Origin of the sequence: Rhodoplanes tepidamans, from assembly GCF_030813915.1 — a bacterium.
GTDB lineage: Bacteria > Pseudomonadota > Alphaproteobacteria > Rhizobiales > Xanthobacteraceae > Rhodoplanes > Rhodoplanes tepidamans.
In genome coordinates, this window is record NZ_JAUSUJ010000001.1 from 35,047 (window position 1) to 50,667 (window position 15,621).

Annotated in this window: 10 protein-coding genes and 1 riboswitch; of the genes, 4 read left to right on the plus strand and 6 right to left on the minus strand. The window is 70.0% G+C overall.

Going from position 1 to position 15,621, the window contains the following annotated elements:
* Positions 1 to 215 precede the first annotated feature (215 nt).
* Positions 216 to 2,099, minus strand: a complete 1,884-nt coding sequence (locus J2S22_RS00150; protein WP_272776266.1) for a PHA/PHB synthase family protein — start codon at positions 2,097 to 2,099, stop codon at positions 216 to 218.
* A gap of 264 nt (positions 2,100 to 2,363) precedes the next feature.
* Here J2S22_RS00150 and J2S22_RS00155 point away from each other — a divergent pair, with 264 nt between their 5' ends.
* Positions 2,364 to 3,344: a prohibitin family protein gene (locus J2S22_RS00155; RefSeq protein WP_272776265.1), complete on the plus strand. Its 981-nt coding sequence runs from the start codon at positions 2,364 to 2,366 to the stop codon at positions 3,342 to 3,344.
* A 192-nt stretch (positions 3,345 to 3,536) separates the two neighbouring features.
* On the opposite strand, the gene thiC is transcribed toward J2S22_RS00155, so the two are convergent.
* From thiC to tsaA, 5 genes are all read right to left on the minus strand, one after another.
* Positions 3,537 to 5,450 (minus strand): phosphomethylpyrimidine synthase ThiC, encoded by a 1,914-nt coding sequence (thiC, locus tag J2S22_RS00160; protein WP_272776264.1) that lies wholly within the window; start codon positions 5,448 to 5,450, stop codon positions 3,537 to 3,539.
* A 42-nt stretch (positions 5,451 to 5,492) separates the two neighbouring features.
* Positions 5,493 to 5,646: riboswitch (TPP riboswitch) on the minus strand.
* 75 nt (positions 5,647 to 5,721) lie between these two features.
* The gene (locus J2S22_RS00165) at positions 5,722 to 8,391 is read right to left on the minus strand and encodes a bifunctional diguanylate cyclase/phosphodiesterase (RefSeq protein WP_272776263.1); all 2,670 of its coding nucleotides are present in this window, start codon (positions 8,389 to 8,391) and stop codon (positions 5,722 to 5,724) included.
* 215 nt (positions 8,392 to 8,606) lie between these two features.
* Complete coding sequence (locus tag J2S22_RS00170; RefSeq protein WP_272776262.1) at positions 8,607 to 11,309, minus strand: bifunctional diguanylate cyclase/phosphodiesterase; 2,703 nt, start codon at positions 11,307 to 11,309, stop codon at positions 8,607 to 8,609.
* 314 nt (positions 11,310 to 11,623) lie between these two features.
* Complete coding sequence (locus tag J2S22_RS00175; RefSeq protein WP_272776261.1) at positions 11,624 to 12,307, minus strand: L,D-transpeptidase; 684 nt, start codon at positions 12,305 to 12,307, stop codon at positions 11,624 to 11,626.
* Between the two features lie 301 nt (positions 12,308 to 12,608).
* Positions 12,609 to 13,160, minus strand: coding sequence for a tRNA (N6-threonylcarbamoyladenosine(37)-N6)-methyltransferase TrmO (gene tsaA, locus J2S22_RS00180; protein ID WP_370878156.1), 552 nt, complete (start codon positions 13,158 to 13,160; stop codon positions 12,609 to 12,611).
* 230 nt (positions 13,161 to 13,390) lie between these two features.
* On the opposite strand from tsaA, the gene J2S22_RS00185 reads away from it, so the two are divergent.
* From J2S22_RS00185 to J2S22_RS00195, 3 genes are read left to right on the plus strand one after another with little or no spacing between them, the layout of a single operon-like run.
* Positions 13,391 to 14,386, plus strand: coding sequence for an ArsR/SmtB family transcription factor (locus J2S22_RS00185; protein ID WP_272776260.1), 996 nt, complete (start codon positions 13,391 to 13,393; stop codon positions 14,384 to 14,386).
* A complete protein-coding gene (metF, locus tag J2S22_RS00190) occupies positions 14,386 to 15,330 on the plus strand; it encodes a methylenetetrahydrofolate reductase [NAD(P)H] (protein WP_272776259.1) in 945 nt (314 codons plus the stop codon). Before J2S22_RS00185 ends, metF begins: the two co-directional genes overlap by 1 nt.
* Before the next feature lie 55 nt (positions 15,331 to 15,385).
* On the plus strand, positions 15,386 to 15,583 hold the full coding sequence (locus J2S22_RS00195) for a hypothetical protein (protein WP_272776258.1): 198 nt from the start codon (positions 15,386 to 15,388) through the stop codon (positions 15,581 to 15,583).
* Positions 15,584 to 15,621 lie beyond the last annotated feature (38 nt).

Genomic DNA, 15,621 nt, shown 5'->3' on the forward strand with positions numbered 1-15,621 from the left:
CCGAACGGCACGATCACGCCCGGACGGGCGCGAGCGCGGCCGTCCGGGTCAGTCGCCCGTTCGCAGGCGACCCGCGCGATCCTGTCGACGCTGTGCGTTTGTACCCATGACCCGAAGCTAGTGCGGTGGCGCCGGTTGTCAACCCGCCGGCGGCCTCGTGGTTCCCGCCTCGGACGGTTCCGCGGTACCGCGTCCGGCAGGGCCCCGGCGGCCGTTCACCGCTGATGCACGTAGGTGCCGGGCGCGTCGGCGAGCGGCACGTAGCCTTTCGACGGCGCGCCCGTGGCGGGCGGCGCCACCCGCTCCGCCGACGAGAGGCCGGCGAGCCAGTCGGCCCAGGCGAGCCACCACGAGCCCGGCGTGACGGCGGTCGCCGCCACCCACTCGTCCGGGCTGACGCAGCAGTCCTCGGCGCGCTTGAAGGCGATGCGGAAGTGCCGGTGCGGACGGTCGGGCTCCGAGACGATGCCCGCATTGTGGCCGCCGCTGGTGAGCACGAAGGTCACGTCGGTGTCGGAGAGATAGTGGATCTTGAAGACGGAGCGCCAGGGCGCGACATGGTCGCGCTCGGTCGCCACGGTGAAGATCGGCGCGCGGATGTTCTGGATCACGGCGGGCCGTCCCTCGACCAGGAAGCGCCCGGCGGCGAGCTCGTTGTCGAGATAGAGGCGCTTCAGATACTCGGCGTGCATGCGGTAGGGCATGCGGGTCGAGTCGGCGTTCCACGCCATCAGGTCGTTCATGCGCGAGCGCTCGCCCATCAGGTAGTCGTGGATGTGGCGCGACCAGACGAGGTCGTTGGTACGCAGCATCTGGAAGGCGCCCGCCATCTGGTCGGCCGAGAGATAGCCGCGGTTCCACATCATGCTCTCGAGCACGTTGAGCTGGCTGTGGTCGATGAACAGCGCGAGCTCTCCGGGCTCGGAGAAGTCCATCTGGGCGGCGAGCAGCGTCACCGAGGCGAGCCGCGCGTCGCCGGTGCGGGCCATCGCGGCGGCGGCGATCGCCAGGAGCGTGCCGCCGAGGCAGTAGCCGGCGCCGTGGATGCGGCGGCCCGGCACGATCGCCGCGACCGCGTCGAGCGCCGCCATCACGCCGAGCCGGCGATAGTCGTCGAAGGCGAGGTCGCGGTCGTCCGGACCCGGGTTGCGCCAGGAGATGCAGAACACGGTGTGGCCGCGCGAGACCAGCCAGCGCACCAGCGAGTTGTTCGGCGACAGGTCGAGGATGTAGTACTTCATGATCCAGGCGGGCACGATCAGGATCGGCTCGGCCGCCACGGTGTCGGTCGCCGGGGCGTACTGGATCAGCTCGATCAGTGCGTTGCGCAAGACGACCTGGCCGGGCGTCACGGCGACATCGCGTCCGACCCGGAAGCTCTCGGTGCCGACCGGCAGCCGCCCGGTCGCCGTGCGGCTCATGTCCTCGGTCCAGTTCTGGAAGCCGTGGATCAGGTTGGTGCCGACGCTCTCGCGTGTCCGCTCGATCACCTCCGGGTTCATGAACGGGATGTTGGAGGGCGACATCGTGTCGAGGATCTGGCGCACCGTGAAGGCGACCACGTCCTGGTGATGCGGGGCGACGCCCGGCACGCCGTGGGTGAGGTCGTGCCAGAACTGCTGCTGCATCAGGAACCACTGGGCCCACAGGCTGTAGGGCTCGGCCTTCCAGGCGTCGGCGGCGAAGCGGGTGTCGCCCGCCGGTGCGGCGATGCGGGGCGGCGGATCGCGGCCGATGCTCGAGGCGGCGAGCTGCGCCCCGTAGCGGGCGGCGCGCTGCCCGGCCGTGAAGGCGAGCTCCATGCACTTGCCGGGCGCGGCGGCGAGGTGAAGGCCCCAGTCGAAGAAGGCGAGCGCCAGCGCGGCCGGCGACAGGCCGCCGGTGGCCTGCGCCATCAGGGCGAGGCGGGTCCGGTCGAGCGCCCGGAACGCCTCGAAGCTGCCGTCCTCCGCGATCGGGGCAGGCGGCGCGGGCGCAGGCCGGGCCGGTGTCGCCGGCAGGGCCGAAGGCGCGGCCACCGTGGTCGAGGTCGGGGCGGATGCGGCAGGCGGGGACGCGGCGGGTGCGAAGGGCACGATCTGCGGGGAGGGATGGGTCATGGTCCGCCCTTTCGAGGTGCCCGGCGCGACACGCGCCGCGTCGGGGGAGACGCCCAGTGTGATCATCAGCCCGGGTGCCGCGATGCAGCATTGACGTGGAGCAAGAACCGCGGCCGCGAAACGGCATCCGGGCGGCGCGGGTCGTAATCGGCGATTCACCGCCCGCGGGTATCGTGATCGGGATCACGGTGCCCGGCGCGCCGCGGCCCTATCACGCCGCGATCGATTGGCGGACGCCGGTGACACGGCACGAGGAGCATGGCGATGGCGCAGGGGGATTCCGGCAAGTCGGGTTCGTTCGGCATCCGCAAGGTCGTCGGCTGGACGGTGGCCGGCCTCGCGCTGCTGCTGCTCGCCGTGGTGTTCTCGGCGTCGCCGTTCTTCAGCGTGGAACAGGGCGAGGCCGGCGTGGTGCTCCGCTTCGGCAAGGTGGTCAGCGTCGCCTCGCCGGGTCTCAACACCAAGGTCCCGGTGATGGACCGGGTGCACTACATGTCGACCCGGATCGAGAAGCGCGTCTACGACAAGGTCGTCTCCTACTCGCGCGACGTCCAGGAGGCGTCGATCCGGCTGTCGGTGAACTATCACGTCCCGTTCGACAAGATCGACGAGGTCTACTCGCGCTACGGCGTCAATTATCCCGAGCGGGTGATCGATCCGGTGGTGCCGGACCGGCTCAAGAAGGTGTTCGGCCAGTACCAGGCCCAGACGGTCGTGTCCGATCGCGTCAAGCTCGGCCAGCAGATCGAGGACGCCATCAAGGACTCGGTGCCGGACGGCATCGTGGTGGACAGCGTCCAGTTCGAGAACATCGACTTCTCGGCCAACTACACCAAGGCGATCGAGGCGGCCGCGCAGGCCGAGGCCGAGGTGCGCAAGTCGCGCTACGAGCTCGAGCGCGAGCGGGTCGAGTCGGAGAAGCGCATCGTCCAGGCGCAGGCCCAGGCCCAGCAGATCCGCGAGCGCGCCCAGGCCGAGGCGGACTCGATCCGGCTGCGCGGCGAGGCCGAGGCGCGCGCCATCGCGGCCAAGGCGCGGTCCTTCATCGACAACCCGGCCTACGCCAACCTGATCGCGGTGGAGCGCTGGAACGGCGTGCTGCCGCACACCATGCTGCCCGGCTCGGCGCTGCCCTTCGTGCCGGTGCCGCAGGGCGAGGCCCCGGCCGCGACCCCGCCCGCCGGCCCCCGCGCCGCGGGCCCGCGGCCGGTGGCGGGGCCGGCTCCGGCCGCGGGAACGCCGTGACCGGCTGACGGCTCGTGCGCGGCGCGGCTGCCCGGCTGGGTCAGGCGGCGCGTTCGTTGACCAGAATGGCCTCGACATCCGCCGGAACGGCGATGCGGCGTACGACCGCCGGCCACAGGTCGAGCGGCTGGAAGTCAAAGGGCGGGTCGAGTGCCACGACTCGCCCCTGGTCTTGTCGCCTTCGAGCTTGAATCACAGCGCCTTGTTGCTGTCCTTCACGGCGTCGGCCTCGACATAGACCCGGCCGCCCATCTTCAGGAACTTTTCGGACATCTCCTTCATGCCCGCCGTGGCCTCGGGCGAAGCCGCGTCCACCGGATAGAGCGCCGCCTTCTCGTTGTCGCCGAGGCCGGCGGCGTAGTCGCGGACGTCCTGGGTGATCTTCATCGAGCAGAACTTCGGTCCGCACATCGAGCAGAAATGCGCGACCTTGTGGGCGTCCTTGGGCAGCGTCTCGTCGTGGAAGTCGCGCGCCGTGTCGGGATCGAGGCCGAGATTGAACTGATCCTGCCAGCGGAACTCGAAACGGGCGCGAGAGAGGGCGTCGTCCCGGATTTGCGCGGCGGGATGACCCTTGGCGAGATCGGCGGCGTGCGCCGCGATCTTGTAGGTGATCACGCCGGTCTTCACGTCGTCGCGGTCGGGCAGGCCGAGGTGCTCCTTCGGCGTCACGTAGCAGAGCATGGCGCAGCCGAACCAGCCGATCATGGCGGCGCCGATGCCGCTCGTGATGTGGTCGTAGCCGGGGGCGATGTCGGTCGTGAGCGGGCCGAGCGTGTAGAACGGCGCCTCGCCGCACTCCTTGAGCTGCTTGTCCATGTTGATCTTGATCTTGTGCATCGGCACGTGGCCGGGGCCCTCGATCATCACCTGGCAGCCCTTGTCCCAGGCGATCCGGGTCAGCTCGCCCAGCGTCTCCAGCTCGGCGAACTGGGCGCGGTCGTTGGCGTCGGCGATCGAGCCCGGCCGCAGGCCGTCGCCGAGCGAGAACGACACGTCGTACTTGCGCATCAGCTCGCAGATCTCCTCGAAGCGCTCGTAGAGGAACGACTCGCGGTGATGCGCCAGGCACCACTTCGCCATGATCGAGCCGCCGCGCGACACGATGCCGGTGACGCGGCTGGCGGTGAGCGGCACATAGGCGAGGCGCACGCCGGCGTGGATGGTGAAGTAGTCGACGCCCTGCTCGCACTGCTCGATCAGGGTGTCCTTGTAGACCTCCCAGTCGAGCTTGACCGGATCGCCGTCCACCTTTTCCAGCGCCTGATAGATCGGCACCGTGCCGATCGGCACCGGCGAGTTGCGGATGATCCACTCGCGCGTGTTGTGGATGTTGCGGCCGGTGGAGAGGTCCATCACGGTGTCGGCGCCCCAGCGGATCGCCCACACCATCTTGTCGACCTCCTCCTCGACCGAAGATGTCACCGCGGAGTTGCCGATGTTCGCGTTGATCTTGGTGAGGAAGTTGCGGCCGATGATCATCGGCTCGAGCTCGGCGTGGTTGATGTTCGCCGGGATGATGGCGCGGCCGCGGGCGATCTCGTCGCGCACGAACTCGGGCGTCACGAAGGCCGGCACCGCCGCGCCGAAGCTCTCGCCGTCGGCGAGCGCCGCCCCGGCGCGCTCCAGCATCTGCTTGCGCCCGAGATTCTCACGCTCGGCGACGTAGATCATCTCCTTGGTGATCACGCCGGCCTTGGCCCATTCGTACTGCGTCACCGGCTTTCCTTCGACGGCGCGCAGCGGTGCGTGGACGGTCGGGAAGGCGCGGGCGAGATGCGCGCCGCTGACGTTGCCGTTGTCGACCGGCTTGATCGGGCGGCCCTCGTAATGCTCGACGCCGCCGCGCTCCAGCACCCAGGCGGTGCGGTGGCGGGCGAGCCCGGCCTCGACGTCGATCGCGGCGACCGGATCCGTGTAGGGGCCGGAGGGGTCGTAGACCGGCACGGGCGGCTCGCCGGAGGCGTCGGTGAGCACGATCTCGCGGACCGGCACCTTCAGGTCCGGCGCCGCCTGCGGCGTCGTGTAGGCCTTGCGCGAGCCGGCGATCGGCCCGGTCGTGACGGTCGGAACGGCGATCTCTGTCGAGGGGGTATGCTTGTTCATTCGGAGCCTCCCAGGTGGGCCGTCCGGAACCAGCATGCGTCGGTATGGGAATGGTCCCTGTCCCTTCGCCGGCATGACCCGGATCAGGTTCAAAGGGTTTCCGTGGTGCCTTGCGGCAGTCGCGATCGCGGGAGATCGGCGGTGCCGCGCGGCCGACGGTGTCTCAGCTCCTTCCGGAGCACCCCTCGGAACGAAACGTCAATTTACGGGAGAACGGTCGACTGTCAATGCGACGGTTCGACGACGCCGGCGGATCGGCAGCCCGCCACCGTCAGGCCACCCGCGAGCGGTCGGCGGCGCCCTGCACATGCACCTGCGCCTGCGCCCGGGAGCCGAGCGGTGCGTCGAGGACCAGTGCGGTCGCGGCACCGGGCCGGCCGAACAGCCAGCCCTGCGCTTCGCGACAGCCGGTGGCGCGCAGCAGCTCGAGCTGCTCCCAGGTCTCGACGCCTTCGGCCGTGGTGCCCATGTCGAGCGCCTTGGCGAGGTTCATCACGGTGCAGACGATCGCGGCGCAGTCGGCGCGGCTCGACAGGTCGGCCACGAAGGACTTGTCGATCTTGATCTTGCTGAAGGGGAAGAGCTGCAGGTAACTCAGCGACGAGTAGCCGGTGCCGAAGTCGTCGAGCACGATCCGCACGCCGAGCCCGGCGAGCTCGTGCAGGACGGAGAGGCTGCCGTGGTCCTTCTGCAGCAGCACCGACTCGGTGATCTCGAGCTCCAGCCGGGCGGCCGGCAGGCCGGACCGTTCGAGCGCGCGGCGGACGACCTCGACCAGGTTGCCGGAGCGGAACTGAACGGCCGACAGGTTGACGGCGAGGCGGATGTGGTCGGGCCAGGCCGCGCCGGTGCGGCACGCGCTCTCCAGGATCCACTCGCCCAGCGGGATGATCAGGCCGATCTCCTCGGCGACCGGAATGAACTTGTCGGGCGGGATCAGCCCGTGCTCGGGATGGCGCCAGCGCACCAGCGCCTCGACGGCGCAGGCCCGGCAGGTCGCGATGTCGACGATCGGCTGGTAGTGGATCTCGAACTCCTGGCGGACGAGCGCCTCGCGGAGCTGGAACTCGAACTCGCGCTGCAGCTGCGCGTCGGCATCCATCGCCGGCTCGAAGAAGCGGTAGCAGCCGCGGCCGTCGCCCTTGGCGCGATAGAGCGCCAGGTCGGCGTTCTTGAGGATCTGGCTCGGCTCGCGGCCGTCGAACGGCGCGATGGCGACGCCGATCGAGATGCCGATCACGATCCGCTTGCCCTCGAGCTCGTAGGGCGCGCGCAGCTCGTTCAGGAGCATCTCGGCCCGTGCCGCCGCCTCGCCGCGCGGGTCGGAGTCGCAGAGCTGGATGACGGCGAACTCGTCGCCGCCGATGCGGCCGAGCGTGTCCTCCGGTCCGGCGGTGCCGCGCAGCCGCTCCGCCACCGACTCCAGCAGCGCGTCGCCGCCCGAATGACCGAGCGAGTCGTTGACCGACTTGAACAGGTCGATGTCGAAGATCAGCACCGCGAAGCTCTTGCCGGTGCGCGCCAGCCGCGCGATCGCGTCGTCCATCCGCTCGCGGAACAGCAGCCGGTTGGCGAGATCCGTGAGCGCGTCGTGGCGGGCCATGTGGGCGATGCGCGTCTCGGCCTGGGTGCGTTCGGTGATGTCCTCGTGCAGCGACAGCCAGCCGCCGTCGGTGGTCGGGTCGTTGAGCACGGCGATCACCCGGCCGTCGTCCAGCCGGGTCATCACGTGGATGGCGGTGTCGCGGGCGATCGCGCCGGACAGCTCGGCGAGATAGGACTCCGGGTCGGCGCACACCGTGCCGGCGGCGGAACGGAGCCGGAGCAGGTCGCGCAGCGAGGTGCCGGGCCGTACCGCCTCCCGGGTCAGGCCGTACATCTGGCGGTAGCGCTCGTTGTGGAGGATCAGCCGGCCGTCGCGATCGAACATGCACAGTCCGTACGACATGTTGTTGATCGCGGCGTCGAGCTGGCCGCTGGTCTGCTCCAGCCGCCGCGACTTGCGGACCAGGCTGCTGAGCAGCGCGGCGCAGCACAGGAACGCCAGCACCGTGCCGATGCCGATCCACAGGGCGCGGCGTTCCCAGGTGGCGAGCGCGGCGCCCTCGGTGATCGCGATGTTCACGTGGAGCGGCTGCCCGGCGACCGGCCGCACCGCGACCAGGCGCTTCTCCTGGTCGGGCGCCTCCGGCACGACGTAGAAGCCGCCGCCCCGCGCCGCTGCGGCGAACCACTGCGGATCCGAAATCGTCTGGCCGACCGCGATCGGCCCGGCGGGAAACCGCGCCAGGATGGTGCCGTCCTGTCGCACGAGGGCGAACGAGCGGCCGGCGAGCGGCGCGATCGAATCGTAGACATTTCGGAAGTAGTCGATCGGGACGCCCATGCCGACCACCCCCGAGAAGCTTCCGTCCGGGGCCGTGATGCGGCGCGTGAACAGCACCACGTGGGTGCCGCTGATGCGGCTGTGGAACGGGGCGCTGACATTCAGCGCATCGCTGCCGCTCTCGGCGGCTTCCTTGTGGAAGACGCGATTGCGGAAGCTGATGGGACGCGGCGGCCAGTCGAGCGACCAGTTGACCAGGGTGCCGTCGGCATCGCCGATCACGATCGATGTCGCGTGCGGCAGCCCGGCGAGGCGCTCGCGCAGCTCGTCGTGGACCCGGGCGGTACCGAGCATCTCCCGGACCTGCTCGCGGTTCAGGCGGTGCCGGGCGAGATCGATCAGCGCCTCGTCGACCGGCCTCACCATGCGGTTGATCTGGTCGGCAAGCACAACTGCGATGTTGTCCGAATCCGCATTCGCCGACGCGATGGCGTCGCTGCGCAGCTGCCAGACGGCGAGGCCGATCGCCAGCACCGAGGCGGCGATCACCGAGGCCGTCACGGCGATCAGGGTGCCGAACGAGGACCAGGGGCTGTGGTGAGAGACGGACGGCATGAGCGGTGTGGCGCCTGGCGAATGCTGACGTCGGTGATCGGTCCGTCACGCGGACCCGGGTGACCGGATCGCCGGCGACGCATGCCGTCGATCGAACAGCAGCCCGGGCGCCGTCCCCGCGCCCATGGCCGGCCGTGTCGACTGTGGCTTTTGTAGCATCCCGCCGCTACCAGTCGGTTAATCCGACGCGGTGAAGGCGCCCGCGACCTTCGTCGTCAGGCGGCGGCCTCGGCCCGGAAGGGGGCCGCCTCGAAGCACAGCGCGACGGCCGGAACGGGCCGCCCGAACAGCCAGCCCTGCGCCTCGCGGCAGCCGACGGCGCGCAGCAGCGTCACCTGCTCCCAGGTCTCGACGCCCTCGGCCGTGGTGCCCATGTCGAGCGCCTTGGCGAGGTTCGTGACGGTCGAGACGATCGCTGCGCAGTCGGTTCGGCTCGACAGGTCGGCCACGAAGGACTTGTCGATCTTGATCTTGCTGAACGGAAAGAGCTGAAGATAGCTCAGCGACGAGTAGCCGGTGCCGAAGTCGTCGAGCACGATGTGGACGCCCAGCCCGGCGAGCTCGTGCAGCACCGCCAGGGTGCCGTGATCCTTCTGCAGCAGCACCGACTCGGTGATCTCGAGCTCCAGCCGGGCGGCTGGCAGGCCGGAGCGCGCCAGCGCGCCGCGCACCGCGTCCACAAGATTGCCGGAGCGGAACTGGATGGCGGACAGGTTGACGGCGAGGCGGACATGGTCCGGCCAGGTCGCACCGGTGTGGCAGGCGGCGTCGAGGATCCACTCGCCGAGCGGAATGATCAGGCCGGTCTCCTCGGCGACCGGAATGAACTTGTCGGGGGGGATCAGCCCGAGCTCGGGGTGCCGCCAGCGCACCAGCGCCTCGACGGTGCAGGGCCGGTAGGTACCGAGGTCGACGATCGGCTGGTAGTGGATCTCGAACTCCTGGCGCGGCAGCGCCTCGCGAAGCCGGAACTCGAACTCGCGCTGCAGCCGCAGGTCGGCGTCCATGGCGGGCTCGAAGAAGCGCCAGCAGCCGCGGCCGTCGCCCTTGGCGCGGTAGAGCGCGAGGTCGGCGTTGCGGAGAATCCGGCTCAGCTCGCGGCCGTCGCGCGGCGCGACGGCGATGCCGATGCTGATGCCGATGACGATCTGCTTGCCCTGAATCTCGTAGGGCGCACGCAGCTCTTCGAGCAGCCGCTGCGCCAGCAGGGTCGCCGCCTCCTGCGGATCGGCGTCGGCGATCTGGATCACGGCGAACTCGTCGCCACCGATGCGACCGACCGTGTCGGCCGCGCCGATGCAGGTGCGCAGGCGCCCCGCCACCGCCTTCAGCAGCGCGTCGCCGCCCGAATGCCCGAGCGTGTCGTTCACCGACTTGAACAGGTCGATGTCGAAGATGAACGCGGCGAAGCCGCGCCCGGTGTGGTCGAGCCGCGCGATCGCCTCGTCCATCCGCTCCCGGAACAGGAGCCGGTTCGGCAGGTCGGTCAGCGGATCGTGGCGGGCGAGATGGGCGATCCGGGTCTCGGCCCGGGTCCGCTCGGTGATGTCCTCGTGCACCGAGACGAAGCCGCCGCCGGCGAGCGGCGAGACCGTCATGGCGATGACCCGCTCGTCGGCGAGTTCGGTGATGAACCATCCGGCGTGGCCTTCGAGCACGGCGCTGTGGACCTCGGCGATGCGCGCCTGGGGATCGCCCTGGAAGGTTCCGACGGCGATGCGGCGTTCGAGCAGCTGCGCGATCGTGGTCCCGGGCTGGGCGTCCTCGGCGGACAGTCGGTACATCTGCCGGTAGGGGGCGTTGCAGACGACCAGCCGCCCGTCCGCGTCGTACATGCAGAGGCCGTGCGACATGTTGTTGACGGCGGCATCGAGCCGGGCGGCGACCTGGGCCAGCTCGGCCGACTGCTCCTCCAGCCGGGCCTCGCGCTCGACGAGCGACTTCTCCGACGCGAAGACGCGATCGAACTGCCACTTCAAGGCCCAGAGGAGACCGATCGCGCAGACGAAGGCGAGCAGCGCGCCGGCGCCGATCCGGACCGCGTGGCTGCGCCACTCCGCGAGCGCCGAGGATTCGAGCATCCCGCTGCTCACGACGAACGGCGTGTCCGGGATCAGATGGACCGCGACGATGATGTTGTCGCCGCGGCCGTTGCCGGCCGGCACCCGATAGGTGCCGCCGCCCTGTGCCACGGTGTCGTACCACGCGCTGCCTTCCGGCATCGAGGGGCCGAGAATCTGGGTGAGCTCGGGCCGGTTGGCCAGGAGCGTGCCGTCCGCCCGGCTGATCACGAAGGACTGTCCGGGCAGTGCCGGGAAGCCGTCGTAGAAGCGGTCCAAGGACGCCGCCGGCAGGCCGATCACCACGATGCCGACATGGCTGCCGAGGCTGCCGGCGACGCGGCGGCCGAGATAGATCATCGGCTGGCCCGCGGCGCGCGACGCCACCGGCGGGCTTGCCATCAGCCCGTAGCCGCCGGTCCGGTCGCTGCGGCGGAGGTGCTCTTCGACGATCACCGACAGCTCGGGGCGGGCCGCCTCCGGGCTCGCCTGGATCACCGTTCCGTCCGCCGCCACGATCGCCAGCACGCCGGCATGTCCCTCGCGCCGCAGGCGGTCACCGAGAAACTGCCGCTGCAGCTCGCCGGAGAAGAACGCGCCGAACTCGGCCGGCGTGGCGATGCCGAGCGACGGGACGACGTCGCGCAGCTCGGAGAGCAGCCCGTCGAGCGGCCCGATGACGCGCATGAGGTGATCGCCGACCGCGAGCGTCGCGTTGGTGCTCTCGCGTTCCGCCGCCCGGATCGCGTCCTTGCGCAGGTATTCCACCGTGATCCCGATCGCCATGGCGGACAGGCCGATGACGATGCCGGCACAGGCTGTCAGAAGAGCGAAGGCGGTGCGTCGGCGGCGGAGCATGGGTGATGGGCGATGTGGAAAGACGTCGTGGCAGGTCTCCCAATCTAACCGCAGTCGAATTGATAAAAATGAAAGTCGAAACGCGATCGCGCACGATGATTAAGAGAGTCTCATGGGTTAGTCGGCATTCGCCGTCGACTACTCCTTTGTGGTGAGCAGATCATCTTCGCCGCTGGTCGCGGCAACGAAAAGGCCGGCCCCGGGGGCATCCGGGACCGGCCGAAGGGAGGCTCAGGGACGTTCTGGATCGTTGTCGTTCAGGGACGCGAGGCGGAAAGGGGCGGGGCGCCGGTTCCCCGGACGCGCCGGAGGGATCAGCCTTGGGTGTCGCGGACCGCGTCCACCCTCCGGTCACGGCTCGGCAGCACGATGACGCGGGTGCCGACGGTCACGCGCGAGTAGAGATCGATGACGTCGGCGTTGACCATGCGGATGCAGCCGGACGACACGCGCTCGCCGATGGTCTCCGGCGCATTGGTGCCGTGGATGCGATAGATGGTCTCGCCGAGATAGAGGGCGCGGGCCCCGAGCGGGTTGTTGGGGCCGCCGGCGACGAAACGCGGCAGATAGGGCTGGCGCCGCACCATCTCGGAGGGCGGCGTCCAGTCCGGCCACTCGGCCTTGCGGGTGATGGTCTGCGTTCCCGACCAGCGGAAGCCGTCGCGACCGACGCCGATGCCGTAGCGGACCGCGCGGCCGTTGCCGAGCACGTAGTAGAGATAGGTGTTCGGCGTATCGACGATGATGGTGCCGGCGGGCTCGCTGGTCTTGTAGTCGACGATCTGCCGGCGGAAGCGGGCCGCCGGCGCGCCCGGCGTCTCGTCGCGCGGGATCACCGTCTCGGTCGCCGGGGCAGCGGGAACGAGCGCCGGCGCGAACAGCGAGAACGGATTGGCGTTCGCGGCCGAGACGAGCGCGCCGCACAGCAGCGTCCCGGAGACCAGCGTGGCGACGCCGGCCGCGACGACGACGGACCGAGCCCGAGCAAAATTGTTCATGATCACCCCCCGTGTTCCCTGCCGTTGTGTCGGAAACTCTCTTCGGGCGGTTCAACCGGGAGGATCGAATTTTAATCGCAATTTAAGACATGTCGGAGCAGTCGCGCGGCGGCCCGCCCGATGGCCCGGCGAGCCGCGGCGAGAGTACGACAAAGGCCGGTTTTTCAGGGTTTTTGTCGTATCCGACGGCGAAACGCGCGGGCCCGCGTCGCACACGAATCATCAACCACGCCGCGCGATCACCGACACGGTTCCGTGAACCCGGTCACGGTCCGGGACGACGGGCGTCGGCCGCGATCGCTCACCGCTCACGCGCGGCGTGCCAGCCGACGACGGCGTCGCCGACCGCGTCGGTCGAGGCGAAATAGGGCTTGATGTCGACGAGCGGCGTGCCGTCCAGGCAGTCGAGCCCCACCACCGAGAGCCGCGTGCCGTCGACGCCGAGCAGCCGCACCACGCTGGCGGCGATCGGGTTCGGCCGCACCGGCGAGCGCAGCGCGAAGGTGCCGCGCGGCTCCTTGTAGTGCCGCGGCGCCTGGACCACGAGGTCGCGACGCGCCCGGTCCATCCAGTACAGCACCAGCAGATGCGTGCAGGTCTCCACCCCGCGGAGAGCGGCGGCGAAGCGTTCGTCGACCTCGATGGTGCAGACCGCGTCCGATTCGCGGGCGTTGCGCGGGCAGTCGCTTCGCCGGGTCCATGGGGTGCGGATTCGGCCGATGTAGAACAGCCCGGCGTCGAAGGACTCCGGCAGCGGAACGGCGATCTCGCCGGTGCGCATCCCCGCGTCGTCCCCCTCCTCGGCGGGCGGGGCGAGGGGCGGGAGCGGGCGGAGATCGGAGGGAGCGGACATGACGAGGTCGCCTCGATGGGCCCGGTCGGCCCGCGCGCGGTGCGGCGCGGCCGTGCCTGTGGGGTCGCGTTGCGGGTTTCTTAGCAGGTCCGCGGGCTTTTCGAAGCCGTGGCGTGCTAGCGCGTGGAACGATCGGACGATAATCGGCTTCAAGGCATAAAGATATCTTTATGTCTTCCGAGAAGTGTGCCTATATGACGGGGCATGTCCGCACCGAGGATCCAGTCCGCATGGACGATCGCCTGAGCTTCGAGGACCTGAACGCCGCCCTCAAGGCGGCGGCCGAGGAGACGCGGCTGCGCATTCTCGCGCTGCTCGCCGAGGCCGAGCTGACGGTCTCCGACCTGACCGACATTCTGCGCCAGTCGCAGCCGCGAATCTCGCGGCATCTCAAGCTCTTGGCCGAGGCGTCACTGGTCGAGCGGTTCCGCGAGGGATCGTGGGCCTTCTTCCGGGCGGCCGAGCAGGGGGATGCCGCGGCACTGGTGCGCGCGCTGCTGGCCCGGCTCGATCCCGCCGACCGCACCATCGGGCGCGACCGCGAACGGCTCGCCGCCGTACGGGCCGCCCGCAACCAGGCCGCCCAGGATTACTTCACCCGCCACGCCGCCGAATGGGACCGCATCCGCCGCCTGCATGCGAGCGACGAGACGGTCGAGCAGGCGATCGTCGAGGCGCTCGCCGGCCGCCCCTTCCGCTCGCTGCTCGATCTCGGCACCGGCACGGGGCGGATGCTGGAGCTGTTCGGGCCGGACCTCGAGCGCGGGCTCGGCATCGACCTCTCCCGCGACATGCTGGCGCTCGCCCGTGCGCGGCTCGACCGGGCCGGGCTGAAGCACTGCTCGGTGCGCCACGGCGACCTGTTCGACCTCGCGATGCCGCCCGATAGCTTCGACGTCGTGATCCTGCACCAGGTGCTGCACTTTCTCGACGACGGCGGCCGCGCCATCCGCGAGGCGGCGCGCGTGCTGCGCCCGCAGGGCCGCCTGCTGGTCGTCGACTTCGCCCCGCACGACCTCGAGTTCCTGCGCGAGAAGCATGCCCATCGGCGTCTCGGTTTCTCGCGCGAGACCATCACCCAATGGCTGGAGCAGGCGGGCCTCGAGCCCGGCCTGCACCGCGTCCTGCCGCCCGGGCCCGGCCCGGACGGGGGGCTCGCCGTCACCCTGTGGCTCGGCCGCGATCCGCGCATCGCGATCGCCGAGCAAACCCGCGAGGTCGCCTGATGTCGCCGTCCGAGCCGCGCGCGAGCCGCGTGCCGCATGCCCGCGAGAGCCTGCGCGTCTCCTTCGAGTTCTTCCCGCCGAAGACCGAGGAGATGGAGAAGACCCTGTGGGAGTCGGTCGAGCGGCTGGCACCGCTGCGCCCCGACTTCGTCTCCGTCACCTACGGGGCGGGCGGCTCGACGCGCGAGCGCACCCACGCGACCGTCAAGCGCATCCTCGACGAGACGGCGCTGACACCGGCCGCGCATCTCACCTGCGTGGCGGCCACCCGTGACGAGGTCGACGATGTGGTGCGCGAGTATCTCGCAGCCGGTGTCCGCCACATCGTGGCGCTGCGTGGCGACCCGGTCGCCGGCATCGGCACGGCCTATGCGCCGCATCCGGGCGGCTACGTCAACGCGGCCGATCTGGTCGGCGGCATCAAGCGGCTGGCAGAAGCCGAGAAGACCGACATCGAGGTGTCGGTCTCGGCCTATCCGGAGCGCCATCCCGAGAGCCCGTCGGACGCCGTCGATCTCGACATGCTGGCCGCCAAGGTGGATGCCGGGGCGAGCCGCGCCATCACCCAGTTCTTCTTCGACAACGACCTTTACCTTCGTTATCTCGACCGCGTCCGCGCCCGCGGCATCGACATCCCGATCGTGCCGGGCATCCTGCCGGTGCAGAACTTCAAGCTCGCCCGGGCGTTCGCCGGCAAGGCGGGCGCTTCGATCCCGGGCTGGCTCGCCGACCGCTTCGACGGGCTCGACGACGACCCGTCGACCCGCAAGCTGATCGCGGCCGCCGTCGCGGCCGAGCAGGTGCTCGATCTCGTCGACCGCGGCGTCACCGAGTTCCACTTCTACACGATGAACCGCGCCGACCTCGTCTATGCGGTCTGCCATCTCCTCGGCCTGCGCCCGCCGGCGACCGTGCCGACCGCGGCGGCCGAGGCGGCGGCGTGAGGCGGTGCTGACGCGCGATGCGTATTTATAGAGGGACGGATTTCAGGAGAGCGTCATGGCCGAGCCCGAGAATGTGACTTTGGTCCTGCTCCGCGAACTGCGGAGCCGCATTGAGATGCGGTTCGACGCGATCGATCGAAAGCTCGCCGACCACGACACGCGGTTCGAAGCACTCGACGCCAAGTTGGAGACCGTCAAGAAAGCCGCCATCGAGGAACGACTGGCGGCCTTGGAAACGCAGAAGCGCACCTGAGCATTCGGGTCGACCGAGAGCTCACGAAACGTCAGACG

What these genes read in the sequence shown, in the direction of transcription:
- J2S22_RS00150 (WP_272776266.1), bottom strand. Translation starts at nt 2,099, where the DNA reads ATGACCCATCCCTCCCCGCAGATCGTGCCCTTCGCACCCGCCGCGTCC.
- J2S22_RS00155 (WP_272776265.1), top strand. Translation starts at nt 2,364, where the DNA reads ATGGCGCAGGGGGATTCCGGCAAGTCGGGTTCGTTCGGCATCCGCAAG.
- thiC (WP_272776264.1), bottom strand. Translation starts at nt 5,450, where the DNA reads ATGAACAAGCATACCCCCTCGACAGAGATCGCCGTTCCGACCGTCACG.
- J2S22_RS00165 (WP_272776263.1), bottom strand. Translation starts at nt 8,391, where the DNA reads ATGCCGTCCGTCTCTCACCACAGCCCCTGGTCCTCGTTCGGCACCCTG.
- J2S22_RS00170 (WP_272776262.1), bottom strand. Translation starts at nt 11,309, where the DNA reads ATGCTCCGCCGCCGACGCACCGCCTTCGCTCTTCTGACAGCCTGTGCC.
- J2S22_RS00175 (WP_272776261.1), bottom strand. Translation starts at nt 12,307, where the DNA reads ATGAACAATTTTGCTCGGGCTCGGTCCGTCGTCGTCGCGGCCGGCGTC.
- tsaA (WP_370878156.1), bottom strand. Translation starts at nt 13,160, where the DNA reads ATGTCCGCTCCCTCCGATCTCCGCCCGCTCCCGCCCCTCGCCCCGCCC.
- J2S22_RS00185 (WP_272776260.1), top strand. Translation starts at nt 13,391, where the DNA reads ATGGACGATCGCCTGAGCTTCGAGGACCTGAACGCCGCCCTCAAGGCG.
- metF (WP_272776259.1), top strand. Translation starts at nt 14,386, where the DNA reads ATGTCGCCGTCCGAGCCGCGCGCGAGCCGCGTGCCGCATGCCCGCGAG.
- J2S22_RS00195 (WP_272776258.1), top strand. Translation starts at nt 15,386, where the DNA reads ATGGCCGAGCCCGAGAATGTGACTTTGGTCCTGCTCCGCGAACTGCGG.